Annotated in this window: 21 protein-coding genes and 2 pseudogenes; 9 read left to right on the top strand and 14 right to left on the bottom strand. The window is 73.1% G+C overall.

Annotated elements, in window-relative coordinates:
* Window positions 1-501, top strand: a pseudogene (locus tag AN218_RS37145) (transcriptional regulator); the annotation flags it as partial.
* Window positions 498-1,397: an isocitrate lyase/PEP mutase family protein gene (locus AN218_RS28545; protein ID WP_244900789.1), complete on the top strand. Its 900-nt coding sequence runs from the start codon at window positions 498-500 to the stop codon at window positions 1,395-1,397. The pseudogene AN218_RS37145 and the gene AN218_RS28545, both read left to right, overlap by 4 nt.
* A 30-nt stretch (window positions 1,398-1,427) precedes the next feature.
* Here AN218_RS28545 and bla read toward each other — a convergent pair whose 3' ends face one another.
* A complete protein-coding gene (gene bla / locus AN218_RS28550) occupies window positions 1,428-2,378 on the bottom strand; it encodes a class A beta-lactamase (protein ID WP_070020012.1) in 951 nt (316 codons plus the stop codon).
* A gap of 465 nt (window positions 2,379-2,843) precedes the next feature.
* Here bla and AN218_RS35720 point away from each other — a divergent pair, with 465 nt between their 5' ends.
* Complete coding sequence (locus AN218_RS35720) at window positions 2,844-3,773, top strand: hypothetical protein (protein ID WP_070019998.1); 930 nt, start codon at window positions 2,844-2,846, stop codon at window positions 3,771-3,773.
* Between the two features lie 90 nt (window positions 3,774-3,863).
* On the opposite strand, the gene AN218_RS28560 is transcribed toward AN218_RS35720, so the two are convergent.
* Together AN218_RS28560 and AN218_RS28565 are read right to left on the bottom strand one after the other, a co-directional pair.
* The gene (locus AN218_RS28560; protein ID WP_070020013.1) at window positions 3,864-4,256 is read right to left on the bottom strand and encodes a RidA family protein; all 393 of its coding nucleotides are present in this window, start codon (window positions 4,254-4,256) and stop codon (window positions 3,864-3,866) included.
* Window positions 4,257-4,348: 92 nt separating this feature from the next.
* Window positions 4,349-5,485 carry an acyl-CoA dehydrogenase family protein gene (locus tag AN218_RS28565; protein ID WP_070019999.1) on the bottom strand — a complete coding sequence of 379 codons (1,137 nt, stop codon included), beginning with the start codon at window positions 5,483-5,485 and terminating at the stop codon, window positions 4,349-4,351.
* A 168-nt stretch (window positions 5,486-5,653) separates the two neighbouring features.
* On the opposite strand from AN218_RS28565, the gene AN218_RS28570 reads away from it, so the two are divergent.
* The 3 genes from AN218_RS28570 to AN218_RS28580 all read left to right on the top strand — a co-directional run bounded on the left by AN218_RS28570 (window position 5,654) and on the right by AN218_RS28580 (window position 8,852).
* The gene (locus AN218_RS28570; RefSeq protein WP_070020000.1) at window positions 5,654-7,444 is read left to right on the top strand and encodes an AMP-binding protein; all 1,791 of its coding nucleotides are present in this window, start codon (window positions 5,654-5,656) and stop codon (window positions 7,442-7,444) included.
* Between the two features lie 245 nt (window positions 7,445-7,689).
* A complete protein-coding gene (locus tag AN218_RS28575; protein WP_070020001.1) occupies window positions 7,690-8,577 on the top strand; it encodes a PaaX family transcriptional regulator in 888 nt (295 codons plus the stop codon).
* Window positions 8,578-8,621: 44 nt separating this feature from the next.
* Window positions 8,622-8,852: a DUF3099 domain-containing protein gene (locus AN218_RS28580; RefSeq protein WP_070020002.1), complete on the top strand. Its 231-nt coding sequence runs from the start codon at window positions 8,622-8,624 to the stop codon at window positions 8,850-8,852.
* Window positions 8,853-8,919: 67 nt separating this feature from the next.
* On the opposite strand, the gene AN218_RS28585 is transcribed toward AN218_RS28580, so the two are convergent.
* Window positions 8,920-11,289 carry a bifunctional salicylyl-CoA 5-hydroxylase/oxidoreductase gene (locus AN218_RS28585; RefSeq protein WP_079132692.1) on the bottom strand — a complete coding sequence of 790 codons (2,370 nt, stop codon included), beginning with the start codon at window positions 11,287-11,289 and terminating at the stop codon, window positions 8,920-8,922.
* 1 nt (window position 11,290) lies between these two features.
* On the bottom strand, window positions 11,291-12,118 hold the full coding sequence (locus AN218_RS28590; protein ID WP_070020003.1) for an enoyl-CoA hydratase family protein: 828 nt from the start codon (window positions 12,116-12,118) through the stop codon (window positions 11,291-11,293).
* A 395-nt stretch (window positions 12,119-12,513) separates the two neighbouring features.
* Between AN218_RS28590 and AN218_RS28595 the strand changes: the two genes are divergently transcribed.
* Window positions 12,514-13,371: a sulfite exporter TauE/SafE family protein gene (locus AN218_RS28595; RefSeq protein WP_070020004.1), complete on the top strand. Its 858-nt coding sequence runs from the start codon at window positions 12,514-12,516 to the stop codon at window positions 13,369-13,371.
* 171 nt (window positions 13,372-13,542) lie between these two features.
* On the opposite strand, the gene AN218_RS28600 is transcribed toward AN218_RS28595, so the two are convergent.
* Window positions 13,543-15,111, bottom strand: a complete 1,569-nt coding sequence (locus AN218_RS28600) for a sulfatase family protein (RefSeq protein ID WP_079132694.1) — start codon at window positions 15,109-15,111, stop codon at window positions 13,543-13,545.
* 204 nt (window positions 15,112-15,315) lie between these two features.
* Here AN218_RS28600 and AN218_RS28605 point away from each other — a divergent pair, with 204 nt between their 5' ends.
* Entirely contained in the window at window positions 15,316-16,608 is a 1,293-nt protein-coding gene (locus tag AN218_RS28605) for a low temperature requirement protein A (protein ID WP_070020016.1), read from the top strand.
* A gap of 70 nt (window positions 16,609-16,678) precedes the next feature.
* Here AN218_RS28605 and AN218_RS28610 read toward each other — a convergent pair whose 3' ends face one another.
* Complete coding sequence (locus tag AN218_RS28610; protein WP_070020005.1) at window positions 16,679-17,620, bottom strand: GlxA family transcriptional regulator; 942 nt, start codon at window positions 17,618-17,620, stop codon at window positions 16,679-16,681.
* Between the two features lie 71 nt (window positions 17,621-17,691).
* On the opposite strand from AN218_RS28610, the gene AN218_RS28615 reads away from it, so the two are divergent.
* Window positions 17,692-18,027 carry a cupin domain-containing protein gene (locus tag AN218_RS28615; RefSeq protein WP_070020006.1) on the top strand — a complete coding sequence of 112 codons (336 nt, stop codon included), beginning with the start codon at window positions 17,692-17,694 and terminating at the stop codon, window positions 18,025-18,027.
* A gap of 19 nt (window positions 18,028-18,046) precedes the next feature.
* Here AN218_RS28615 and argF read toward each other — a convergent pair whose 3' ends face one another.
* The 7 genes and pseudogenes from argF to AN218_RS37150 form a co-directional block, all read right to left on the bottom strand.
* The gene (gene argF / locus AN218_RS28620; RefSeq protein WP_070020007.1) at window positions 18,047-19,060 is read right to left on the bottom strand and encodes an ornithine carbamoyltransferase; all 1,014 of its coding nucleotides are present in this window, start codon (window positions 19,058-19,060) and stop codon (window positions 18,047-18,049) included.
* A gap of 175 nt (window positions 19,061-19,235) precedes the next feature.
* Entirely contained in the window at window positions 19,236-20,468 is a 1,233-nt protein-coding gene (locus AN218_RS28625) for an arginine deiminase (RefSeq protein WP_070020008.1), read from the bottom strand.
* 82 nt (window positions 20,469-20,550) lie between these two features.
* Window positions 20,551-21,489, bottom strand: coding sequence for a homocysteine S-methyltransferase (mmuM, locus tag AN218_RS28630; RefSeq protein ID WP_070020009.1), 939 nt, complete (start codon window positions 21,487-21,489; stop codon window positions 20,551-20,553).
* The gene (locus tag AN218_RS28635) at window positions 21,486-22,412 is read right to left on the bottom strand and encodes an LLM class F420-dependent oxidoreductase (protein ID WP_070020017.1); all 927 of its coding nucleotides are present in this window, start codon (window positions 22,410-22,412) and stop codon (window positions 21,486-21,488) included. The genes mmuM and AN218_RS28635 overlap by 4 nt, the downstream gene beginning before the upstream one ends.
* Window positions 22,413-22,596: 184 nt before the next feature.
* Complete coding sequence (locus AN218_RS28640; protein ID WP_338059648.1) at window positions 22,597-23,073, bottom strand: DUF6099 family protein; 477 nt, start codon at window positions 23,071-23,073, stop codon at window positions 22,597-22,599.
* A gap of 98 nt (window positions 23,074-23,171) precedes the next feature.
* Window positions 23,172-23,507 (bottom strand): nucleotide pyrophosphohydrolase, encoded by a 336-nt coding sequence (locus AN218_RS28645; RefSeq protein WP_070020019.1) that lies wholly within the window; start codon window positions 23,505-23,507, stop codon window positions 23,172-23,174.
* Window positions 23,508-23,601: 94 nt separating this feature from the next.
* Window positions 23,602-24,290, bottom strand: a pseudogene (locus AN218_RS37150) (ATP-binding protein); the annotation flags it as partial.

Here is a 24,290-nt window from a genome sequence, read left to right on the forward strand (position 1 = left end):
GGACCGCACGTCTCACAGCTCCTGGAGGACCTCGCCGCGCACGCGGGCGCTCCCGCACCGCCGCGCGGTCTGCGTGCCGCGTCGGCGGGCGCGGCGATGGCGCGGGCCCGCACCTGCTACGACCATCTGGCGGGCGCCCTCGGCGTGAGCGTGACGGACGCGCTGCTGCGCCGCGGACTGCTCCAGGAGTCGACGGGCTTCTCCGTGACGGACGCGGGCCTGGCCTGGTTCGGCGAACTGGGCCTCGACCTCTCCGCGCGCCCGGGCAGCCGCCGTCCGATGGCGCGCTCCTGCCTGGACTGGACGGAACGCCGTCCGCATCTCGCGGGCCGTGCGGGCGCCGCCCTCTGTACGTACGTACTGGAGCGGGGCTGGTGCGAACACATCGGCAGCAGGCGGGCGTTGAGAGTCACCGGGCCCGGCGCGCAGGGGCTGGCGGAGCTGCTGGGCCTGCGGCCCGAGGAGTACGCGCGCCCGTACGGGCAGGAGACGGCGGCGTGAGCGGGGCGGAGAACGGGATGACGGGCGGGGCGACGAACGGGACGCCGGAGGGTGCGACGCGCGGGGCGGACGGCGCGTACGAGCGGTTCCGGGCCTTCCGGGCGCTCCATCACGGCACACGCCCGCTGCTGCTGCCCAACGCCTGGGACCACGCCTCGGCCGCGGCCCTCCACCGGCGCGGCTTCCCCGCGGTCGGGACGACGAGCCTCGGGATCGCCGCCGCGGCGGGGCTGCCCGACGGCAGCGGCGCGGCACGCGGGGAGACCCTGGAGCTGGGCCGGGGACTGGCGCGGCTGCCGGTGCCGGTCAGCGTCGACGTCGAGGGCGGCTTCAGCGACGACCCCGCCGAAGTGGCCGCGCTCGGCGCGGAGTTGGCGCGGGCGGGGGTCGCCGGGGTCAACGTCGAGGACGGACGCGGCGACGGCACCCTGACGGATCCCGCGCTGCACGCGGCGAAGGTGACCGCGCTCAAGGAGGCCGCGCCGTACCTCTTCGTCAACGCCCGCACCGACACCCACTGGCTCGGTACCGACCCCACGACCGCCGGTGCCCTGCGCAAATGCACCGCGTACGTACGGGCCGGAGCGGACGGCGTGTTCGTGCCGGGGCTGGTGGCGGCGGACGAGATCGCCGCGCTCGCCGGGGAGTTGGGGACGACACCGCTCAACGTGCTGTACTCGCCCGCGCATCACACCTGGGACGCCCTCACGGCGTCGGGCGCGGCCCGCGTCAGCCTCGGCTCGCTGCTCTACCGCGCGGCGCTGGGACGCGCGGTGGAGCTGGCCTGCGCGATCGCGGGGCCGGACGGCCCGGCGGACGGGACGCAGGAGGGCGGCGCCGTGCCCCCGTACGCCGAAGTGGAGGCGCTGCACGGCGACTTCGGCTTCGGCCCGTAGGCGGTGGACAGGGCGCGGGGCCCGCAGCCGTCAGACGAGCGAGGGGCACAGCAGCCGCGTCGCCGCGGCGATCAGCGGGTAGTCGGGCTCGGCGCCGGCGGAGTGCTTGGTGGTGTAGACGGCCAGGACGACGGGCGTACGGTCCTTCCCGGCCCAGGCGACTCCCACGTCGTTGTTGGTGCCGTAGGCGCCGGAGCCGGTCTTCTCGCCGATGCTCCAGCCCTCGGGCAGCCCGGCGCGCAGACTGTCGTCGCCGGTGGTGTTGCGCTTCAGCCAGTCCGTCAACCGGCGGCGCTGCGGCGGCTCCAGGGCGTCGCCGAGTACGAGACGCGCGTACGTCCGCGCGACGGCCCGCGGCGAGGTGGTGTCCTCCGTGCGCCCGGGCTCGGCCGAGTTCAGCTCGGTCTCCCACCGGTCGAGGCGGGTGACGCGGTCGTCGAGGGAGCGGCAGAAGCGGGTGACGCCCGCCGGGCCGTCCAGTTCACGCAGCAGGAGGTTGGCGGCGGTGTTGTCGCTCTGGCGTACGGCGGCGTCGCAGAGCTGCCCGAGGGTCATGCCGTGGTCGAGGTGTTCGCGCGTGCCGGTGACGGGCGAGTGCTCCTCCAGATCGTCCTCGGAGTAGCGGACGCGGGCGTCGAGCAGCGCCTCTCCCCCGTCCCCGGCGCCGTCCTCGCCGTCGCTCTTGCCGGCGCCCTTGCCGGCGCCCTTGCCGCGTCCCGCGAGGACGGCCGCCACGGCGAGCGGCTTCCAGGTGGAGCAGAGGGGGAAGCGCTCGTCCGCGCGGTGGACCAGCGTCGTACCGGTGCGCATGTTGCGCGCGAACACCCCCACGCGGGCGGAGTGTTGACGCTCCAGCTTCCGCAACCCCCGTGCGACCTCCTCGGCTTGGGGGCTCGGCCGCGAGCGCGGCGCGTCGTCCTCCGCGTCGCCGGGCGCACACGAGGCGGCCAGGAGGCCCCCGGCGCCGGCGGCCAGCAGCATGCGGCGGGAAGGGCGGACCGCTGCGGCCAGCGGGGCACGGGAGGAGAGGAAGGAGCGCACAACTCGGCCTTTCCGGCGGTCTGTTACGAGGACGACGGGGATCTTCAGTGAAGCAGGACGGCGTCCGGCTCGTCCCGGTTCCGCCCGCGGACGACCCGTGCCGGTCACCGAAGGGCCGTCACCGAAGGGCCGTATCCGTCCGCAACCGTTCGTCCGCAACCGTTCGTACGCGCCCGGCGTCTCTCCCGGGACGGCCGGCCGGGTACGGCGGAGCAGACCACTCCCCCGCGCCCGTGACGCAGGCAGCGGTCCGGCCGGACGGAGAATCATCGAGCAAGTCAGCGCAAGGGCAGGCCCGTCGGGCCACTCACGGGGGCCGGCCGCGGACACGTGCCCGGCGGGACCGCACTCGGTCCGCACGAATTCCGTCCGCCGCCGCGGCCGTTCGCTGACGGAGAGGGAAAGATGAGTTCGAAGCGTGCGAGCACGCTCGCCGGAGCCGCGGCCCTGGCCGTGGTGGCCGCCGGCTGCTACGTGACGACCGTCTATGCGACGGAGTCGCCGTCCCCGGCGGCGGCCGGGACGCCGGAGAAGATCGACTCCAAGGTGATCGGCGAGGGCGACGATCACATCGTGATCGAGCTCAAGGACAAGCGCCGTGTCTCCCTGAAGTACGCGGACGGCAAGGGGCTCGTCGAACGTCACCGCGCCGCCGGTGGCGGTGACTGGTCCGCGCCGCGGACGGTCCACAAGACGAAGACCGAGCACTGCCAGGGCATCGACGCCCGCGCACACGGCGGCACGGTCACGGTGACGGCCGACTGGGGCCTGTACTGCTCGGACGGCGAACCGCCGCAGGAGTCCGTCGCCGCGGTGGGCACCGGACATCTCACCGCCTGGGACACCGACCTCACCGAGGGCTTCGACGGCTGGCCTCCCGCCAAGATCTACGACGGCGGAGACGAGGTGCGCTTCGTGGACAAGCGGTGGGACGGAACGACCACCCTGACGTGGAAGAAGGGCAAGGGATTCGGGGAGCCCTCCGACGTCTACAAGCCCATCCCCGAGCATCTGGTGGGCAGTTGGGAGGCCGAGGACGGCTCCAGCCGCGTCACGTTCCAGCAGACGTCCGAGGGCAAGCGGCCCTCGGCGACCGTCGAGACCCTCAAGGGCGCGCAGTGCGTGGGCAGCGGCCCGGTCACCGAGAAGTCCGACGACTCCGTGGAGTTGCGGGACTTCACGGTCGAGAAGGGCAAGGAGACGAAGAACTGCCCGCCCGAGCTGTACGAGACGTTCTTCACGGCGCCGGACGCCGACGGGCCCCTGAAGCTCATGGAGTTGGGTGATCCGCCGAAGCCGCTGCTGAGCTACGAGCGCACCGACGGCAAGGGCTGAGCGCAGGGACTGCGGTCCGCCGCGAGGCGGGTGGCCGGGGCGGCCGGCCACCCGTCAGGCCCCATCGCCGTCCCCCGCTCGTCCCGCCCCTCACGGCAGCACCGCGATGCCGTCCAGCTCCACCAGCGCCTCCTCGTCCCACAGCCGGGAGACGCCGATGACGGCCATCGCCGGATAGTCGCGGCGCGCGTGGCGGCGCCAGACGGCGCCCAGGCCGCGGGCCTCGGTCCGGTACGCCGCCACGTCGGTCGTGTAGACGGTGACCCGGGTCAGCTCCGCGGGCGTGCCGCCCGAAGCCTCCAGCGCCGTCAGCAAGTTGGTCAGCGCCAGTTCGAACTGCTCGGTGAGCGTGGTCCCGACGATCGTCCCCTCGGCGTTCAGCGCCGTCTGCCCCGCGAGGAAGACGATGCGTGAGCCGGTCGCGGTGACGGCGTGCGAGAAGCCGGTGGGCGGCGAGAGCCGGGGCGGGTTGGTGCGCTCGATGTGCGGACGGGGATCCGACGACGGCGCTGCGCCGCCGCCGCCATCGCCTGCGCCTGCGCCTGCGCCTGCGCCTGCGCGGTCGTCGGCTGCGGTCACCTGTAGAGCTCCTTCGCGATGATCGAGCGCTGCACTTCGCTGGCGCCCTCGTAGATGCGGGGCGCGCGGACCTCGCGGTAGAGGTGTTCGAGGAGATGTCCGCGCCGCAGCGCCGCCGCCCCGTGGATCTGCACGGCGGTGTCCACGGCCTGCTGCGCGGTCTCGGTGGCCAGCAGCTTCGCCATGGCCGCGCGCCGTGCGATGTCCGGCTCGCCACGGTCGTACGCCGCTGCCGCCGCGTACACCAGCAGCCGTGCCGCCTCGATCCGGGTCGCGGTCTCCGCCAACTGGTGCGAGACGGCCTGGAGATCGCGCAGCGTCCCGCCGAACGCGGCCCGTGTGCCCGCGTGTTCGACGGCCGCGTCCAGCGCCGCCTGCGCCATGCCCGTCGCGAACGCGCCGACGCTCGGCCGGAAGAGGTTCAACGTCCGCATCGCGACGCCGAATCCGCCGTCCACCTCGCCGAGCACGTCGTCCCGGGAGACGCGTACGCCGTCGAAGACGAGGGTGCCGATCGGATGCGGCGAGAGCATCTCCAGCGCCTCGCCGCCGAGTCCGGGTCGTCCCGCCGGTACGAGGAACGCCGTCACGCCGCGGGAGCCCGCGCCCTGCGTCGTACGGGCGAAGACGGTGAAGACGTCGGCGCCGGGGGCGTTGGAGATCCATGTCTTGTTGCCGGTCAGCCGCCAGCCCCCGCCGTCCCCTCCCCCGTCCGGTTCGGCGCGCAGTGCCAGCGCCGCCGCGTCGCTGCCCGCGCCCGGCTCGCTCAGCGCGAAGGCGGCGACCGCCCGCCCGGACGTCACCTCGCCGAGCCACCGCCCGCGCTGCGCGTCCGTGCCCGCGAGGGCGACGGGGCCGGCGCCCAGGCCCTGGAGGGCGAGCGCCGTCTCGGCCTCCGTACAGGAGTAGGCGAGGGACTCGCGCAGCAGACACAGGTCGAGCGCGCTCGCCGGGCGCCCGTCCGGCGCGAACAGCCGCTCCAGCAGGCCGAGTTCGCCGAGCGCGGCGACCAGCGGGCGGTTGATGCGGCCCTCCTCGCCGGCCTCGGCGAGGGGACGCAGCTCACGGGCGCCGAGCGAGCGCAGCTCCTCGCACCATGCGAGCTGCTCGGGGTCCAGTGCGAACGCGGGCATCGGCGGGGCACCTCCGGACGGCGGGCTGCTGGCGGACGCTGATCGAACGGCCGCCGGTCGGCGGTCGCTGATCCTCTATCGCGGACCGTTGACTGTCGTCACGGACACGTTACGCTCAACCGCACACCGGCGACACCGGCACCGGCCAACCCCCGAGGGGGGGCAGCGATGCAACTGAGCCCGTCCGCACACGTCGACACCTTCGCCCGTGACCGTCTGCCCCCGGCCGCGCAGTGGCCCGACCTGGTCTTCGACCGTCCCGAGCTGCGCTACCCCGACCGCCTCAACTGCGGTGCGGAGCTGCTCGACGGCTCCGCGGAGCGGTACGGCGCCGGGCGTCCCGCCCTCCGCGCCGACGACGGCGCGTGCTGGAGCTACGGCGGACTGCGCGCACGCGTCGACCGCATCGCCCATGTCCTGACCGGTGAGCTGGGCGTCGTACCGGGCAACCGCGTCCTGCTGCGCGGCCCCAACTCCCCTCATCTGGCGGCCTGCTGGCTCGCGGTGATGAAGGCGGGCGCGGTCGCCGTGACGGTGCTCGCCGCACAGCGCGCACACGAACTGCGCACCGTGTGCGAACTGGGACAGGTCGGCCACGCGCTGTGCGACGCCGGCTCCCTGGAGGAGCTGACGAAGGCGGACATACCCGGGCTGCGTGTGACGCCCTTCGGCGGCGACGGGCCCGAGGACCTGCTGACGCTGTGCGCCTCGCAGCCCGAGCGCTACGAGGCGGTGCCGACCGCGGCGGACGACGTCGCGCTGATCGCCTTCACCTCGGGCACGACGGGACGGCCCAAGGGCTGCGTCCACTTCCACCGCGACGTGCTCGCCGTCGCGGACACCTTCTCCGCGCACGTGCTGCGTCCCACGCCCGACGACCTGTTCGCGGGCAGTCCTCCGCTCGGCTTCACCTTCGGCCTCGGCGGCCTGGTGATCTTCCCGCTGCGGGCGGGCGCCGCCGCGCTGCTCGGACAGCGCAGCGGCCCGGAGCAGATGCTCGCCGCGGTCGAACGGCACCGTGTGACCGCCCTATTCACCGCTCCGACCGCCTACCGGGGCATGCTCGCGAAGCTCGACGGCACACCGGAGGGCCGGGAGCGTCCGTACGACATCTCGTCACTGCGCCGCTGTGTCTCCGCGGGCGAGAATCTGTCGGCCGCGACCTACGAGGCGTGGCGGGAGAGAACGGGCCTGCGGCTGATCAACGGGATCGGCGCGACCGAGATGCTCCACATCTTCGTCTCCGCCGCCGACGAGGACGCCCGCGCCGGTGCCACGGGCTTCGCGGTGCCGGGCTTCGAGGCCCGCGTCGTACGCCGTGACGACGACGCCGCGGGCGGCGACGGAGACGTAAACGGGGACGGAGACGCGGACGGGAACGGCGGGCCGCGCCTCACACCGCTGCCGGACGGCGAACCGGGACTGCTCGCGGTGCGCGGCCCCGTGGGCTGCCGCTATCTCGCGGACCCGAGACAGCGCGAGTACGTGTGCGACGGCTGGAACCTGACCGGCGACACCTATGTCCGCGACGCCGACGGCTACTTCCGGTACGTCGCACGCGCCGACGACATGATCGTCTCGGCGGGCTACAACATCGCGGGCCCCGAGGTCGAGGAGGTCCTGCTGCGCCACCCGGACGTCGCGGAGGCGGCCGTCGTCGGACGCCCCGACGAACAGCGCGGCCAGGTCGTCGTCGCCCACGTCGTCCTCCGCGAGGGCGCGGCGGGCACGGACGCGACGGCCGACGCCCTGCACGCCTTCGCCACCGGGGAGTTGACCCCGTACAAGTGCCCCCGCGAGTTCGTCTTCGCGGACGCGCTGCCGCGCACGGCGACCGGGAAGCTCCAGCGGTACGTGCTGCGGGAGGCCGGCCGGGATCCCGCACGGCGGCCGGAGACCCGCACCGCCGCACCGCCAGGCGCGTCCACGCCGGAGGCGGCCGAGGAGGCGCCCGCGTGAGGGCCCGGGTGAGGGCCCGCGTGAAGGCGGCCCGGACGGCGCCGCGCGCACGCGCCCTAGGGTCTGTCTGACAAATCTCGTCTGGGCGGCGGCGCCTGGCACGCACGTTCGTTGCGTTGTCGATCGTCGGCGCAGCCCGCTGCGCTCTCCTCCTCCGCCTTGCGACCGCACGCACCAGACACCGCCGCCCACGCCAGACTGCGCACGACGCCCTTTGTCAGACAGACCCTAGNTAGAGTGACCGCGTGAATCCGCAGCAGCCCGCCCCCGCACCCCCCGCCAGGACCTCGCCGAGCTCCCTCATCCTCACCTTCTACGGGGCGTACGGGCGGGCCTTCCCCGGCAGTACGGTGCCGATCGCCGCGCTGATCCGGCTGCTGGGCGCCGTCGGCGTCGACGCCCCGTCCGTACGGTCGGCCGTCTCCCGGCTCAAGCGCGGCGGGCTGCTGACCGCCGAGCGGCCCGGCAGCAAGGCGGCCGGCTACGCGCCCTCGGAGGCCGGGCGGGAGCTTCTGGAGGACGGCGACCGCCGCGTCTACGCCCGCCCGGTGCCGTCCGGGAGCTGGCTGCTGGCCGTCTTCTCCGTGCCGGAGAGCGAGCGGGGCCGCCGCCACATACTCCGCTCCCGGCTGGTGCGGCTCGGCTTCGGCAACGCCGCACCGGGCATCTGGATCGGCCCGTCGCACCTGGAGGAGGAGACGCGGCACAGCCTGGGACGGCTCGGACTCACGCCGTACGTCGACCTGTTCACCGGCACGCATGTGGGCTTCGAGCCGACGGCGGAGGCGGTCGCACGCTGGTGGGACCTCGACGCGCTGGCGGCGATGCACCGCTCCTTCCTGGAGGTGCACGAACCGGTGCTGCGTGCGTGGCGGAAGCGGCGCGGTACGCCCGCGGAGGAGGCGTACCGGGACTATCTCCCCGCCCTCGACGCCTGGCGCCGCCTCCCCTACGCCGACCCCGGGCTCCCCGCGTCGCTGCTGCCGGAGGACTGGCCCGGCGAGCGCTCCGCGGAGGTCTTCTTCGCGCTCCACGAGCGGCTGCGCGAACCGGGACGCGCCTTCGCCCAGGGCTTCGCGGCGGCGGCCGGGACCGCACCGGCGGGCTCGTTCGGTGGCGCCGGTACGGCCTGACCTGGGGGCCTGTCGTTCCGGCGCGGGCGCAATACCCTTGAAGTATGTACGCACGACGGCGCAGAAGTTACTTCGTGCTGATGACGACGTGCTTGGTGCTCTTCGTCAGCGCCTGGGCGTTCGTGCGTCTGATCTCGGTCCCCGCCGCGGTCGGACTGTGCGTCGTGGCGCTGGTGATCCCGCCGATCGCGGCGATCGTCGGCAACAGGCGCGGTCCGGACGACCGCTGGTTCGACGAGGACTGGAACCCGGACCGGGACACCTACCGCAGATGACGCCCTGCCCGCTGTGAGCCGCCCGGCGTGAGCAGTCCGTGTGCGCGGCCTGGCCTGAGCAGCTTGGTCAGAGCGCCAGCCGCGGCTTCGGTGCGTCCGTACGTCCCGTCGGCGGCTTGCGGCTGCCCGCCCGGTAGGGCAGCGGCCACGGGGCGCCCGGCCCCTCGTAGCCCTGGTCGGCCGCCGCGTGCAGCGTCCAGTGCGGGTCGTACAGATGCGGTCTGCCCAGCGCGCACAGGTCGGCGCGGCCCGCGAGCAGCAGCGAATTGACGTCGTCCCACGAGGAGATGGCGCCCACGGCGACGACCGGGACGCCGACGGTGTTGCGGATCCGGTCGGCGTACGGGGTCTGGTAGGAGCGCCCGAAGTCGGGACGTTCGTCGGCGACGACCTGCCCGGTGGAGACGTCGAGGGCGTCGGCGCCGTGCTCGGCGAAGGCGGCGGCCACGCGCAGCGACTCCTCGGGTGTGATGCCGCCCTCGGCCCAGTCGGTCGCGGACACGCGTACGGTCAACGGCCGCTCGGCGGGCCAGACTTCGCGCACCGCGTCGAAGACCTCCAGCGGGAACCGGAGTCGTGCCTCGACGTCGCCGCCGTAGGCGTCGGTACGGCGGTTGGTCAGCGGGGAGAGGAAGCTGGAGAGCAAGTAGCCGTGCGCGCAGTGCAGTTCGAGCAGATCGAAGCCGGCACGGGCGGCGCGGCGCGCCGCGTCGGTGAACTCCTCCCGTACGGCGGCCAGTCCGGCGGCGGTCAGGGCGTGCGGCACCTGGTTGACGCCCTCGCGGTACGGCAGCGGCGAGGGCGCCACCAGCGGCCAGTTGCCGTGCGGCAGCGGCTCGTCGATGCCCTTCCACATGACCTTCGTCGAGCCCTTGCGGCCCGAGTGCCCGATCTGGACGCCGACCGCCGTACCGGGCGACTGCTCGTGCACGAAGCGTGTGACACGGCCCCAGGCCGCCTCCTGCTCCCCCGTCCACAGCCCCGTACAGCCGGGTGTGATGCGGCCGTCGGGCGAGACGCAGACCATCTCCGTCATCACCAGGCCCGCGCCGCCCAGCGCGCGGGCGCCCAGATGGACGAGGTGGAAGTCGCCGGGCACACCGCCCCGTCCGTCCCCGTCCCCGTTCCCGTTCCCGTCTCCGTCTCCGTCTCCGTCCTGCTGCGCCGAGTACATGTCCATCGCGGAGACCACGACCCGGTTGCGCAGGGTCAGTCCACGCAGCCGGAACGGCGTGAACATCGGCGGCGTGCCCGCCGGCACGCCCGCCTCGGACTCGACCCCGGCGACGAACTCCGCGTCGCGCAGCCGCAGATTGTCGTGGGTGACGCGGCGGCTGCGCGTGAGCAGATTGAACGCGAACTGCCGCGGCGGCTGCCCGGTGTAGGTCGCCAGGTCCTCGAACCACTCCAGGCTGCCGCGCGCCGCGCGCTGCGTGGAGAGCACGACGGGACGCCGCTCCGCCTCGTACGCGGCGAGCGCCGAGGGCAGGTCCGGCTGCTCCTCGACGCAGGCGGCGAGGGCGAGGGCGTCCTCGACGGCGAGCTTGGTGCCGGAGCCGATGGAGAAGTGCGCGGTGTGCGCGGCGTCGCCGAGGAGCACCGTGTTCCCGTGCGACCAGCGCTCGTTGACGACCGTACGGAAGGCGATCCACTGCGAGTTGTTGCCGCGCAGCGGCCGTCCGCCGAGGGTCTCGGGGAAGAGCTTCGCGCACCGCTCGGCCGAGCCGCGCTCGTCGAGCCGGTCCAGCCCGGCGGCGCGCCAGACCTCCTCGCGGGCCTCGACGATGACGGTGGAGGCGCCGGGGCCGGACTCGTCGGCGCGCTCGTAGGGGTAGGCGTGGAGTTGGAGCACGCCGTGCGCGGTCTCGGCGATCTCGAAACGGAAGGCGTCGAGCGCGAAGTCGGCGGCGAGCCAGATGTAGCGGCAGCGGTGTGTGGTCACCCGCGGCCGGAAGGCGTGGGCGAAGGCGTCGCGGGTCGTGCTGTGCACACCGTCGGCGGCGACCACCAGGTCGTTCTCTGCGGCCAGTCGCTCCGGCGGCGGCGCCTCGCTGCGGAAGCGCAGCTCGACCCCCAGTTCGCGGCAGCGTTCGTGCAGCACGGCCAGCAGCCGGCGGCGGCCGAGCGCGGCGAAGCCGTGGCCGCCGGAGGTGAGGGTGTGCCCGCGGTGCACGATGTCGATGTCGTCCCAGCGCACGAACTCCCGCCGGAGCGCGGCGTAGACGGCCGGGTCGGCGTGCTCGATGCCGCCGAGGGTCTCGTCGGAGAGGACGACGCCGAAGCCGAACGTGTCATTGGGGGCGTTGCGTTCGTGGACGGTGACGCTGCGGGCGGGATCCAGGCGCTTGAGCAGCGCCGCCGCGTACAGCCCGCCGGGGCCGCCCCCGACGACGGCGACGCGCATGCCGGCGGTGCCGTTCCCGGGCCCCCGGCTCATCTCATTTCCCCTGCCACTTCGGCGGGCGCTTCTCGCTGAACGACGCGTGGAACTCGGCGTAGTCGTCGCTGTGCATCAGCAGCGCCTGCGTCGCCGCGTCCATCTCGACGGCCGCCGACAGCGGCAGATCCAGCTCGGCGGTGAGCAGCGCCTTGGTCTGCGCAAGGGCCAGCGCGGGCCCGTCGGCGAGGGTGCGCGCCAGCTCGGCGGCGGCCGAGTGCGCCTCGCCCTCGTCGGTCAACCGGCTGATGAGGCCGATGCGTTCGGCCTCCGGCGCCCGTACGGGCTCGCCCAGCATCAGGATGCGGGTGGCGTGGCCGAGGCCGACGACGCGCGGCAGCAGATAGGCGGCGCCCATGTCGCCGCCGGAGAGGCCGACCTTCGTGAAGAGGAACGAGAAGCGCGCGGTGGGGTCCGCGACCCGGAAGTCGGACGCCAGCGCCAGCACGGCACCGGCTCCCGCGGCCACCCCGTGGACGGCGGCGACGACGGGGAACGGCGCCTCGCGCAGCGCCCGTACGACCTGGCCCGTCATGCGGTTGAAGTCCAGAAGCTGCGCGGTGTCGGCGTCCAGGGTCGCGCCGATGATCTCCTCGACGTCGCCGCCGGAGCAGAAACCGCGGCCCTCACCGGCGAGCACCAGGGCGCGTGCGCCGCGCTCGCGCGACAGCTCGGCGAGCAGGTCGCGCAGATCGGCGTAGGCACCGAAGGTCAGCGCGTTGAGCCGCGCCGGTCGGGCCAGGGTGACGGTGACGACGCCGTCGTCCTCGGTGACGCGGATGTGCTGCCAGGCGCGGGTCGGCTCGGCCGAACCCGTGTAGGGGCTCATGAGCGGGCTCCGGTGCGCGGAGCACGGCGGCGCGGGCCGGGCGCGGCGCCGCGGACGGCGCGGCTCGGAGCTGAACTGCTCATGACGGGGGCCTCCTTCGCGACGCCTGCGACGGCACCCCGTGAACGTATCACCGGTTCGTGACTGCCGTCACGGGTGCGCGATAGACGTACGGGTGGGGCGATACGGGGCGGGCGGAGCCCGGAGCGAGGGGTGCCGAGGGCGAGGGGGTGCCGGGGCGCCACCGGGACGGGACCGGGCGGCGGGGTGCGGCTACCGTGGTCGCCGGTCACGGCGGGTACGGAGCCGTGGAACGGCGGCCGCGGAGCGGAACCGCGGGCGGGCGGTCGGCGGTCGGGCGGTCGGGCCGGGCGACGAGGCGGAGGAGAGAGGCGATGGATGCGGACCCGCTGATACTCGTGCTGCTGGCGCTCTTCGGGCTGCTGGGCGGCATCGGCATCACGGCGGTGGGTCCGGGCGGTGTGCTGCCCACCATCGGGATGTTCCTGCTGACGCCGCTCTCCCCGTCCGGCGTCGCGGGCACGGCCATCGCCACGCATGTCGCGACCGGCGCCCTGGGCACCGTGGCCTACACGCGCTCCGGCCAGCTCCGCGAGGCCCGTACGCGCCGCACGGCCCTCCTCCTCTCGGCCACCGCCCTTGTGGGCGCGCCGCTGGGCGTGCTGTTCAACACCCTTGTCGGCGGGCGGGTGTTCGCGATCCTGCTGGCGTCCGCCGTCGCGCTGACCGGCGTGCTGGTGTGGGTGCGGGAGCACCGTACGTCCTCGGCGGCGGCCGGCGCCGGAGCCGCGGGCGGCGAGGGGAACGGCCGCTCCGAGCACGGCAGTTCTGAGCACGGCGGCTCCGAGCACGGCGGCCCCGAGCACGGCGGCAGAGACCTCCACCCCGTCCTCACGACCGCCGTCGGGCTGGTCGTCTCCGTCGCCGCGGGACTCTTCGGACTCGGCGGCCCGATGCTGAGCGTGCCGCTGCTGGTCGTCTGCGGCGTCCCGCTGCTGCCCGCGCTGGCCGCCGCGCAGGCGCAGTCCGTGGTCATCGCCGGCGCCGGGACGCTGGGATATCTGGCGCACGGTTCGATCGACTGGGCGCTCGCGGCCCTGGTCGGCGTCCCGGAGCTGGCGGGCGTCCTGATCGGCTGGAAGATCGCGCACGCCGTCCCCGTACGACAGCTCAAGTACGCGCTCGCGGGCACCCTGTTGGCGCTCGCGCCCTATCTGGCGCTGCACGGCTAGGACGCGTACGGAAGGTGGCCCGCTGGCCGTCAGGGGCCGAAGACCCCGCAGACGCCGGGGAGTTGGGGACGGCGCCCGCGCCCCGCCCGGCGGCTGACCGCCGCCCCCGGGCGGGCGCATCCCGCCGGGCCGGACCCCTTCCGCTATTCGTCTGGCGCTGTTCGTCTGCCGCTACTCGTCCACGCGGGACGCCTTGCGGCAGCTCTCCGAACCCTGACAGCTCTTCAAGTCGCCCAGGGTGTCGTGGAGTTCGTCGCGGCGTTCGTCCGGCAGCGAGGAGATCCGGTTCCGCAACTGCTCGGGGTCGGACGTCATGGAGTAGAACTCCCGGTCGCCGCCCGCGTATTCGACGTACAGCGAGTCCGCGGTCCGCAGAGCCTCGTAACTCGGCGGATCCCCGTGGTTCTTGGACGGTGCGGCGTCCGGATCCCCCTTCCTGGACTTCGCGTTGTGGTGCTCCACCAGGACGGATTCACGCCAGTCCTCCTCCCGTCCGCCGCGCAGCAGATCCAGGAGGCTGCTGCCGTCGACGGACGACGGCGGCTTCACCGCCGCCATGTCGAGGAACGTGGGGTTGAGATCGGTGTTCTCCGCCATCTCCGGGATCTTCTCGCCCGACGGCACCGCCGGGCCCGTGACGGTCAACGGCACGTTGATGTCCGTGTCGTAGGCGGTCTGCTTGCCGGGACGCAGCCGGTGTTCGCCCATGTGGAAGCCGTTGTCCGAGCCGAAGACGACATAGGTCTCGTCCGCGAGCCCCTTCTTCTTCAACTGTTCCTGGAGATCGCCGATCATCTTGTCCACGGCCTGCACGGAACGCACCCGCTTGGCGAACTTGCGGTCGATCTGCCGCTTCTCCTGTGCGGTGAGCGGCTTCAGATCCTTCTGCCACTCGGGAGCCGGCGTCGCCGCCTTGTCGTACGCCGTCGTGCGGGGCGCCTTCACCGACGGGTACGCGTCCTTGTCCCGGGGCGCGGGGGTCGAGGGCGAATGCGGCGCGAAGGGATTGATCTGGAGCATGAACGGCTTCTTCGCCCCGGACGAGGAGTCGACGAACGACGCCGCCTTCTTCGACAGCACGTCCGTCAGATAGTCCTCCGGCTCATGTCCGTAGTGCTTGACGTGCCCGTTCTCGTTGAGGTCGTAGTCGAACTCCGGATAGCCGTTGCCGGCGACGTCCCATTCGTCCCAGCCCTTCGGCACATAGGGCTTCGACGTGCCGTTCTCGTCGGCGGGCTGATAGCCGTTGAGGTACTTGCCCATGAATCCGGTCCGGTAGCCGGCGTCCTGAAGTGCGGGCGCGAAGCACTTCTTCTCGTTGCCTTTCTTCATGAAGGCGCCGTAGCCGCCGTCGTTCCCGTTGTTGGTGAAGACGCCGGTGTTGTGCGGATACTGCCCCGTGAGACCGGTCGAACGGGACGGGCAGCACAGCGAGTCGGTGACGAAGAAGTGCGAGAACGTCGCCCCGTCCCTCTGCATCTGCCGTACGTGCGGCATGTACCGCACGAGATTCTCCGACAGGTCGTCGGTCTGTACGTGCACGATGTTGGGCTTGCCGCCCTTCCCCTCGGCGCTGCCTGCGGACGACGAATCCGCCGCGTCCTGCGCGTCCGTGCCCCCGATCGCCGAACACGACGTCAGCAGCGCCGCGTTGACGGCGAGACACAGCCCCGCGGCGGCCGTGCGGCCGATGCGGCGGCGCCCCTGGCCCTTGCGATGAAGACGCTTGCCCGTGGGCATCCGGCCCTCCTCTCGGATCCTGAACTCCCTTGCGTGCCGCGCATGGTGGACATCGACCTTGTGAGTTCTCTGTGAACCGCCGTCGGCGGCGCCCGGGGGGATTCGGGACATCGGGGCAGCAGTACCGTCCCGACCACGCCGTACACCCCGCCGCCCGCCGCCCACCCCCGCAGGGACGGGGTCCCGATGCGGCATCATGCGCGCATGAGCGACTCCGAACACACCGCAGGCGACGCCGGGCCCGGGACCGGGCCCGCGCACCGGCTGGTGCCGATGGCCGGCCGCGACCCCGACGAGCGCGGACGGACGGCGACTCCCCTGGAGCTGCTGTTCGACCTGACCTTCGTGGTCGCCGTCGGCTCCGCGGCGCACCATCTGGCCGAGCTGGTCGCCGAGGACCACGCGGCGCAGGGCGTCGCCGCGTTCACGCTGGCGATGTTCGCGATCAGCGTCGCGTGGATCAACTTCAGTTGGTTCGCGTCCGCGTTCGGCACCGACGACTGGCTGCACCGGGCGCTGACGATGGTGCAGATGATCGGTGTCGTCGTCTTCTCGCTCGGCCTCCCGTCGATGTTCCACTCGGTCGAGGAGGGCGACCGTCTCGATCTGCGGATCATCGTGATCGGGTACGTGGTGATGCGAGTCGCGATGGTGGCGCAGTGGTGGCGCGTGGCCCGCGGCTCCCCCTCGTTCCGCGACGTCGGCAGGGCCAACATCCGCTGGACGGTGCTCGCTCAACTCGGCTGGGTGGCCGTCGGGTTCACCTACCCGCCGCTGGCCGTCCTGGTCCCAGCCGTCGTCGTCCTCGGGGCACTGGAGCTGCTGCTGCCCGTCTTCACCCAGGGCGAGGCGGGCGGGACGCCGTGGCATCCGCACCATGTCGCCGAGCGGTACAGCCTGTTCGCGATCATCACCCTCGGCGAGGGGCTCGTGGGCACGGTCGCCTCGTCCGGGGATCTGCTGGGCGGCGCGGTCGGTACGCACTGGAGCGGCGACGCGATCGCGGTCGTCGTCGCCGGGACGGGACTGACGTTCGGCATGTGGTGGACGTACTTCGCGACCCCGTTCGGCGACGTCCTCGTGCACCGCCGCCGGCGCGGCTACCTCTTCGGCTACGGGCACATCCCGCTCTTCGCCGCGATCGCCGCCTCGGGCGCCGGACTCCACGTGGCGGGGCTGCACTTGGAGCACCACTCGGAGCTGGGCCCGGTCGGCGTGGTGCTGTCGCTGGCCCTCCCCGTCGGCCTGTTCCTGCTGGCGGTGTATCTGCTGCACACGCTGCTGCTGTCCGCGGGCGACCGGTTCCATCTGCTGCTGATCGCCGGCACGCTCGCGGTGCTGGGCCTCGCGACGGGGATGGCGGCGGCGCGGGTGCCGGTCGCGGTGTGTCTGCTGGTGGTGATGCTCGCCCCGTTCGTGACCGTCGTCGGTTACGAGACGGTCGGCCACCGGCATCAGCGGCGGATGCTGGCCGCGCTCGCCGCACGGGACGCCTGACCGTACCCGCCCGTCCGTACCCGCCGTACGGGCCGGTCGTACGGGACGCGGTGTCCGCGGACCCCGCCGTTCACCGGACCCGGAACGCCCGCCGGTAGGCGCCCGGCGTCGTACCCACCTGGGCACGGAAGCGGCGGCGCAGATTGACCGCCGAGGCGAGGCCGACCCGGGAGGCGATCGCCTCGACCGGGAGGTCCGTCTCCTCCAGGAGGGTGCGTGCCTCGGCGATACGGCGGGAGAGCAGCCACGCCCCGGGGCTGGTGCCGAGCCGGCCGACGAAGCGCCGTGCCAGCGTGCGGGGCGAGACGCTGAGATACGCGGCCAGGTCGCCCACCGACAGCGGCTTCCCGAGGTGCGCTCCGGCCCACTCCAGCAGGCCGTCCAGCGCGTCCGGTCCGGTGTGCGGCGGCTGCGGCACGAACTGCGCCTGCCCGCCGTCGCGTTGGGGCGGCATCACCATGTGGCGCGCGAGGAGGGCGGCGTATCCGGCGCCGTGGTCCTGCCGTACGAGGTGCAGACACAGGTCGAGGCCCGCGCCCGCTCCGGCGCTCGTGGCGACGTCGCCGTGGTCGACGTAGAGCGCGTCCGGCTCCACCCGTACCCGGGGGAACTCCCGCCGCAGCCGGTCGGCGCGCGCCCAGTGCGTGGTGGCCGAGCGGCCGTCCAGCAGTCCCGTGCGGGCCAGTGCGAACACCCCGGAGCAGATCGTCACCAGCCGCGCGCCCCGGGCGTGCGCCTTCAGCAGCGCGCGGCGCACCCGGGGAGAGAGCGGCGCCTCCACGGGCTGCCAGCCCGGGATGATCACGGTGTCCGCGGACTCCAGCGCCCCGAGCCCCTGCGCGACGGACATCGCATACCCGGCGGACGTCTCCACCGCACCGGGCGTCTCCGTGCACACCCCGAACGCGTAGTGCTGCGGCACCCCGTCCCGCGCCGTGCCGAACACCTCGGCGGCGCAGCCGAGTTCGAACGTCGACTGCACCGGCCGCACGAGGGCCGTCACACGATGCACGGCAGAAAAGTACCCCCTGGTGTCTTCCCCGACACTGCCCCGCCGGGTCCCCGCACGGCACGGTGGGAGACATGAACCCAGAGATCCTCGACCAGGAGGGCTACACCTCCGTCGCCGCCGGTGAAGCCCCCGTCCGCGAGCTCTTCCCCGGCATCCGGCTGCGCCGGCTGTGGCGGGGACCGTCCGGCGCGCACGCCGATCTGCTGGAGATGGACCCGGGTACGTCGTGGCCGCGCCGCGACGTCCACGAGCCCGGCCCGGAGGAGGTCTACGTCGTCCGCGGCACGTTCCACGACGGCGCCCGCGAGTATCCGGCGGGTACATTCCTGCACGCACCGGCGGGCTCGTGGCACGTGCCCAACTCCCCCACGGGCTGCACCCTGTTCCTCTTCTACCCGGAGGGTTAGGGCGAGTTGTACGGGAGGGCTACGCCGCACCGTCCCCCGCCAGCGTCGCGACGAGGACGGCCTTGATGGTGTGCATCCGGTTCTCCGCCTCGTCGAAGACGACGGAGTGCCGGGACTCGAAGACCTCGTCCGTCACCTCCAGGGAGTCCAGGCCGTGCCGTGCGTGGATCTCCCGGCCCATGGCCGTGCCCAGGTCGTGGAAGGCGGGCAGGCAGTGCAGGAACTTCACGTCGGGGTTGCCGGTGGCGCGCAGCACGTCCGTCGTCACGGCGTAGGGACGCAGCAGCGCGATGCGCTCGTCCCACACCTCCTTCGGTTCGCCCATCGACACCCAGACGTCGGTGGCGACGAAGTCCGTTGCCGCGACGCCCTCTTCGACGTCCTCGGTGAGGGATATCCGGGCGCCGGTACGCTCCGCGAGCGCGCGGGCCCGGGCGACGACGGCCTCCTCGGGCCACAGCACGCGCGGGGCGACGATGCGTACGTCCATGCCGAGCAGCGCGCCGGTCACCAGATAGGAGTTGCCCATGTTGTTGCGGGCGTCGCCGAGATAGGCGAACGCGGTGCCGTCCAGCGGCTTGGGGCAGTGCTCGGTCATGGTGAGGACGTCGGCGAGCATCTGCGTGGGATGCCAGTCGTCGGTCAGCCCGTTGTAGACGGGGACGCCCGCGTAGGCGGCCAGTTCCTCGACGACGGCCTGTCCGCTGCCCCGGTACTCGATGCCGTCGTACATCCTGCCCAGCACCCGCGCGGTGTCCCGCACGGACTCCTTGTGCCCGAGCTGTGAGCCGCCCGGATCGAGATACGTGGTGCCGGCGCCCTGGTCGGCGGCGGCGACCTCGAAGGCGCAGCGGGTGCGCGTGGAGGTCTTCTCGAAGACCAGCGCGATCGTGCGGCCGCGCAGCCGCTGCTGCTCGGCGCCCGCCTTCTTGGCCACCTTCAGCTCGGCGGCCAGATCGATCAGGTGCCTGAACTCCTCGGGGGAGAAGTCCACTTCCTTGAGGAAGTGGCGGCCCGTGAGGTCTGTCGCCATGAGGGCTCCTAGGTCGCTGGCATGGGTCCGTCGACGTCCGACCTGGAATTCTATACTTATGCCTGAATCTCTATACAGTGGTGGGTGCGGGCTTCCGCCGTGCACGCGGAAGTCCCCCGCCTCCCGTGCGCGCTCCCCGCCTCCCGTACGTCCGGTGCCTCCCGCAGGAGAGGTTCTAGACCGGGTCCCTCTCCACCGGGCAGCTCATGCACCGCGGACCGCCACGGCCCCGGCCCAGCTCGCTGCCGGGGATCTCCAGCACCTCGATGCCCTGCTTGCGCAGATGGGTGTTCGTGGTGACGTTGCGCTCGTAGGCGAGCACGACGCCCGGCTCGACGGCCAGCACGTTGCAGCCGTCGTCCCACTGCTCGCGCTCCGCGGAGTGCACGTCCTGGGTGGGTGTGAGCACCCGTACATGGTCCAGCCCGAGGGCCGCCGCGATGGCCCGGTGCATGTGCTCCGGCGGATGGTCCGTGACCTTCAACTCGTTGGCGCTGCCGCCGGGTTCGATGGTGTACGAGCGGAGCATGCCCAGGCCCTCGTACTGGGTGAAGGTCTCGGCGTCGACCATCGTCATCACCGTGTCCAGGTGCATGAACGCGCGGCGCTTGGGCATGTCGAGCGCCACGATCGTATGGGCCGAGCCCGCCGCGAACAGCCCGCGCGCCAGCATCTCCACGGCCTGCGGCGTGGTGCGCTCGCTCATCCCGATCAGCACGGCGCCCGAGCCGATCACCAGCACGTCGCCGCCCTCGATGGTGGAGGGGAAGGCGCCCTGGCCCTCCGACCAGACGTGGAAGGCGGGGCTCCCGGGCCCGGCGAAGAGCGGGTGGTGGTGGTAGATCGCCTCGAAGTGCACCGTCTCGCGCTGCCGGGCGGGCCAGCGCATCGCGTTGATCGAGACGCCGTCGTAGACCCACGCGGAGGTGTCGCGGGTGAAGAGGTGGTTGGGGAGCGGGTGGAGCAGGAAGTCGTCCAGGTCCATCACATGGAAGCGGACGGACGCGGGCTCCTCGTACCCCTCCAGGAACTCCCGCTTGGTCATCCCGCCGACCAGCGCCTCGGTCAGCTCCCGCGTGGGCAACCGGTCGAAGGCGGCGCGGAGATGGCCCGTCGCCAGCGGCCCGTACTCGTTCTCATGGAAGACGCGGTCCAGGACGAGGGCGCGGGCCTCGGGGATCTCCAGCGTCTCGGCGAGCAGATCGCCGAAGAGGTGCACGGCGATACCGCGGTCGCGCAGCGCGTCCGCGAGGGCGTCGTGCTCCTGACGGGCACGGCGGACCCACAGCACGTCGTCGAAGAGGAGATCGTCCTTGTTCGTCGGCGTGAGCCGCTTCAGCTCCAGGTCGGGACGGTGCAGGATGACGCGGCGCAGCCGTCCGGTCTCTGAGTCGACATGGAATCCCATGACTCCATCCTCGCCGAGGCCGACGTGACGCGCGTAGTGTTTGCGCGAAGACCGCGCAAACGCCCCGGGCGGGCCCGTGCGCTCAGCGCGGCTGGTCCGTGCCCGCTCCCCCGAGCGACGGTTCCCGCGCCAGCCCGGCGATGAGGTCCGGGCCCACACGGCAGCAGCCGCCGACCAGCCGGGCGCCGCCCGAGACCCACTCCGCGGCCAGGCCGGACGACCAGGAGCCCGAGCCCCGCCACATGCTCCGCCCGCCTTCCGCAGCGGCGTGCCACTCCTCACCGCTGTTGGGATAGACGACGACGGGCTTGCCGGTCACCTCCGCCGCGGTGCGCACCGCGGCCCCCGCACCGGCGGGATCACAGCAGTTGACGCCCACCGCGACGACCTCCTTCCGGCCGGCCGCGAGCGCGAACGCCTCCTCCAGCGGCTCCCCGGCCCGTGTACGGCCCCCGTCGGCGGTGAAGCTCAGCCACACCGGGACGCCGCAGCCCTCCGCCGCCCGCAGCAGCGCCTCCGCCTCGGCGGCCTCGGGCACCGTCTCCAGCGCGAGCACGTCGGGCTCCGCCTCGGCCAGCGCCTCGATCCGCGGACGGTGGAAGGCGGTCAACTCGCGCACGCTCAGCCCGTAACGGCCGCGGTATTCGCCGCCGTCGGCGAGCACCGCTCCGTAGGGCCCCACGGAGGCGGCGACCCACACCGGGTGCGGTCCGGCCGCCGTGCGGGCGAGCGCGACGCTGCGGCGGAAGAGCCCCGCCGCCTCGCGCCGGTCCGCGCCCGCCCGTGCGAACCCCTCGAAGGACGCCTGGTAGCTGGCGGTGATCAGCACCCGCGCCCCGGCCCGTACATACGCCGCGTGCGCGGCCTCGATCCGGTCGGGGGCCTCGCGCAGCAGGCGCGCCGTCCACAACTCCCCGGACAGATCGCAGCCTTGGGCCTCCAGACGGTTGGAGAGCCCGCCGTCCAGCACGAGCGGACCGCGCGCGAGCACGGTGCTCAGCGGGACGGCGGGACGGGTCACGACGCGAGCTGGGGCCGCACCTGCTCGGCGACGAGCTGAAGATGGTCCAGGTCGGAGAGGTCGAGGAGCTGGAGGTAGATGCGCGACGAACCGGTCTGCGCGTAGCGGCCGATCTTGTCGACGACCTCGGCGGGCGAGCCGGCCAGGCCGTTCTCCTTCAGCTCCGCCACGTCCCGTCCGATGGCGGCGGCGCGGCGTGCCACCTCCGCGTCGTCCCGGCCCACGCAGACCACGAGCGCGTTGGACAGCGTGATCTCCCCCTCGTCGCGCCCCGCTTGGGCCGCCGCCGCGCGCACCCGCGCGAACTGCCGCTCGCTGTCCTGGATCGAGGCGAAGGGGATGTTGAACTCGTCGGCGAAACGGGCCGCGAGGGCGGGCGTACGGGTCCTGCCGTGGCCGCCGATGAGCACCGGCACCTTGGCCTGGGCGGGCTTGGGCAGCGCCGGGGAGTCCGTCAGCGTGTAGTAGCGGCCGTCGTAGCCGAACCTCTCGCCGTACGGGGTCGACCACAGCCCGGTGACGATCTCGAGCTGCTCCTCCAGGCGTCCGAACTTCTCCTTCGGGAAGGGGATGCCGTACGCGGCGTGCTCCTGCTCGAACCAGCCGGTGCCCAGGCCGAGTTCGACCCGGCCGCCGGACATGGCGTCGACCTGTGCGACCTGGATCGCCAGCGGCCCCGGCAGCCGGAAGGTGGCGGCGGACATGAGGGTGCCCAGTCTGATGCGGCTGGTCTCACGGGCCAGTCCGGCCAGGGTGATCCAGGCGTCGGTGGGGCCGGGGAGACCGTCCCCGTCGCCCATGGCGAGATAGTGGTCGGAGCGGTAGAAGGCGTCGAATTCCAGGTCCTCGGCGGCCTTCGCGACCCGCAACAGCGTCTCGTAGCTCGCCCCTTGCTGGGGTTCGGTGAATACACGCAGCCTCATGCGGGCCATCCTGCCTCACCTGCCGCTCGCCTCCGCTCAGGCCCTCGGGGTACGGCGGTACGGGCGGGTGCGCGCGGACCCGGTGGCGGCGGGCCGCCCGCCGTCGTCGCGGGCCGCCGCCACCGGCCGTCGTGCGTCGTGCCGTCGTGCTCTCCTCGTCGTGCTCTCGTCGTGCTTCGTGCCGTCATGCCGCCGGGCCGTGCTCCGGCGTCTTCAGTCTGCGCAGGATGCCCGTCACACGGTCCTGGGACTCGTCGGCCGCGTCGATGGCCTCGATGCACTGCCAGTACAGCCCTTCCTCCCGCGCGGAGACCGCGACGAGGACGAGCGCGACGCCCGCCTCCGCGAGCAGTGCACTCAGATCGGACAGGGCGCACTCGGGGTCCTGGATCTGGGAGAGCCGGTCGGCGCGCGCCTCGGGCGCCTCCCCGGGGCCCGCCGGGGAGGAGACCGCGGCGTGCCACGCCTGACGTCCCGTCTCGCCCAGCCCCCGGGCCTCGGTCCGCACCGACTGCGGTCCGCACGCCGCGAGATGACTCCCGATCGCCCCGGCGAGCGCCTGAACCTGCCAGGATTCGGCAACGATCTCCTCCACGGACTCGCATTCCGCGAGCGCGTGCCGGGTGGCCTTGATGAGATGCACGGCATCCAACTGCACCACCTCCCTCCACATGTCACTACGGAGAGTGACACCAATAGGCAGGTAAGCCGGGGGAATTGAGACCATTTCGGACATACCGCCTTGCGCGAATACTCTCGTCACTTCATAGAGTGACCGCTTCCGGTACTCGGGAAACGCTTCTCGTTCCGCTCGATCTTCGCGGCAAGCGCTTTCAGGACGTCGATGCCCAGCACTTCGCAGAACTGGAGCAGATACGAGAGCACGTCGGCGACTTCGTCCTCGACCCGGTACGCGGAGGCGGGCGACTCCATCACACGGGCCGACTCCTCGGGCGTCAGCCACTGGAAGATCTCGACGAGTTCGCCCGCCTCGACGCTCAGCGCGGCGGCCAGGTTCTTCGGCGTGTGGTACTGCCCCCAGTCACGGGCGGCGGCGAACTCCGCGAGCCTGCGCTGGAGTTGGGCGACCGTCAGGTCCGGTCCGCAGGGGCCGGCGGGGGCGGAGCGGGCGGCGGAGGCGTCGGGGCGTGGCCGCGCGGGCTCACCGCCGGCGGGGGAGGAAGGGCTGTCACTCACGCCCCAGGTCTACCAGGGCGACTCCGGGGCACCGCGCCCCCTCCCCCGCCGCGGCCTCCGCGACCGCCCTCGCGACCGGGCCCGCCTCGCTCACCGCGGCGAGCAGTCTCACGTGTCCCCGCTCCCCCATCCGTACCGCAAGCGCGGTCAGTTCGGCGGCCTGCCGGACGTCCAGACCGCGGTCCAGGCCGTCCGCGAGCACGGTCAGCGCCTGCCGGGCGGGCAGCACCTCGCGTACGGGGTCCATCGACAGCACACCGGGACCGGTCAGCAGCACCAGGGCCAGCGCGGCGTAGCGCAACTCCCCGTCGCCCAGCCGCTCCAGGGGCGTACGGGCCTCACCGCCGTGCAGGACGGACGCGCTCACCAGGCCCGCGGCGCCCGTGCGTTGGCGCCCGCCGGGCTCACCGGGGCTGCCGGGTGCGTTCTCCGGTCTCCCGGTGACCAGGTCCGTCACCGGGCCCGCGCCCGCCCACCCCGCGCGCAGCGCGTCGACGAGCAGGCCGTGCCGTACGGAGCACTCCCTGCCCGTACGGTGCAGCACCGCCGCCAGATTGCCGCAGCCGCCGCGCAGCAGGGTGTCGGCGGCGGGCACCGGGCCGCGCATCGTCTCCGGGCGCGGATCGCAGGCGAAGACCGAACGCAGCGCCACGACGGCCTGTTCGGCCGCCGCCAGCACCC

The organism is Streptomyces nanshensis (genome assembly GCF_001751255.1).
Taxonomy (GTDB): Bacteria; Actinomycetota; Actinomycetes; order Streptomycetales; family Streptomycetaceae; genus Streptomyces; species Streptomyces nanshensis_A.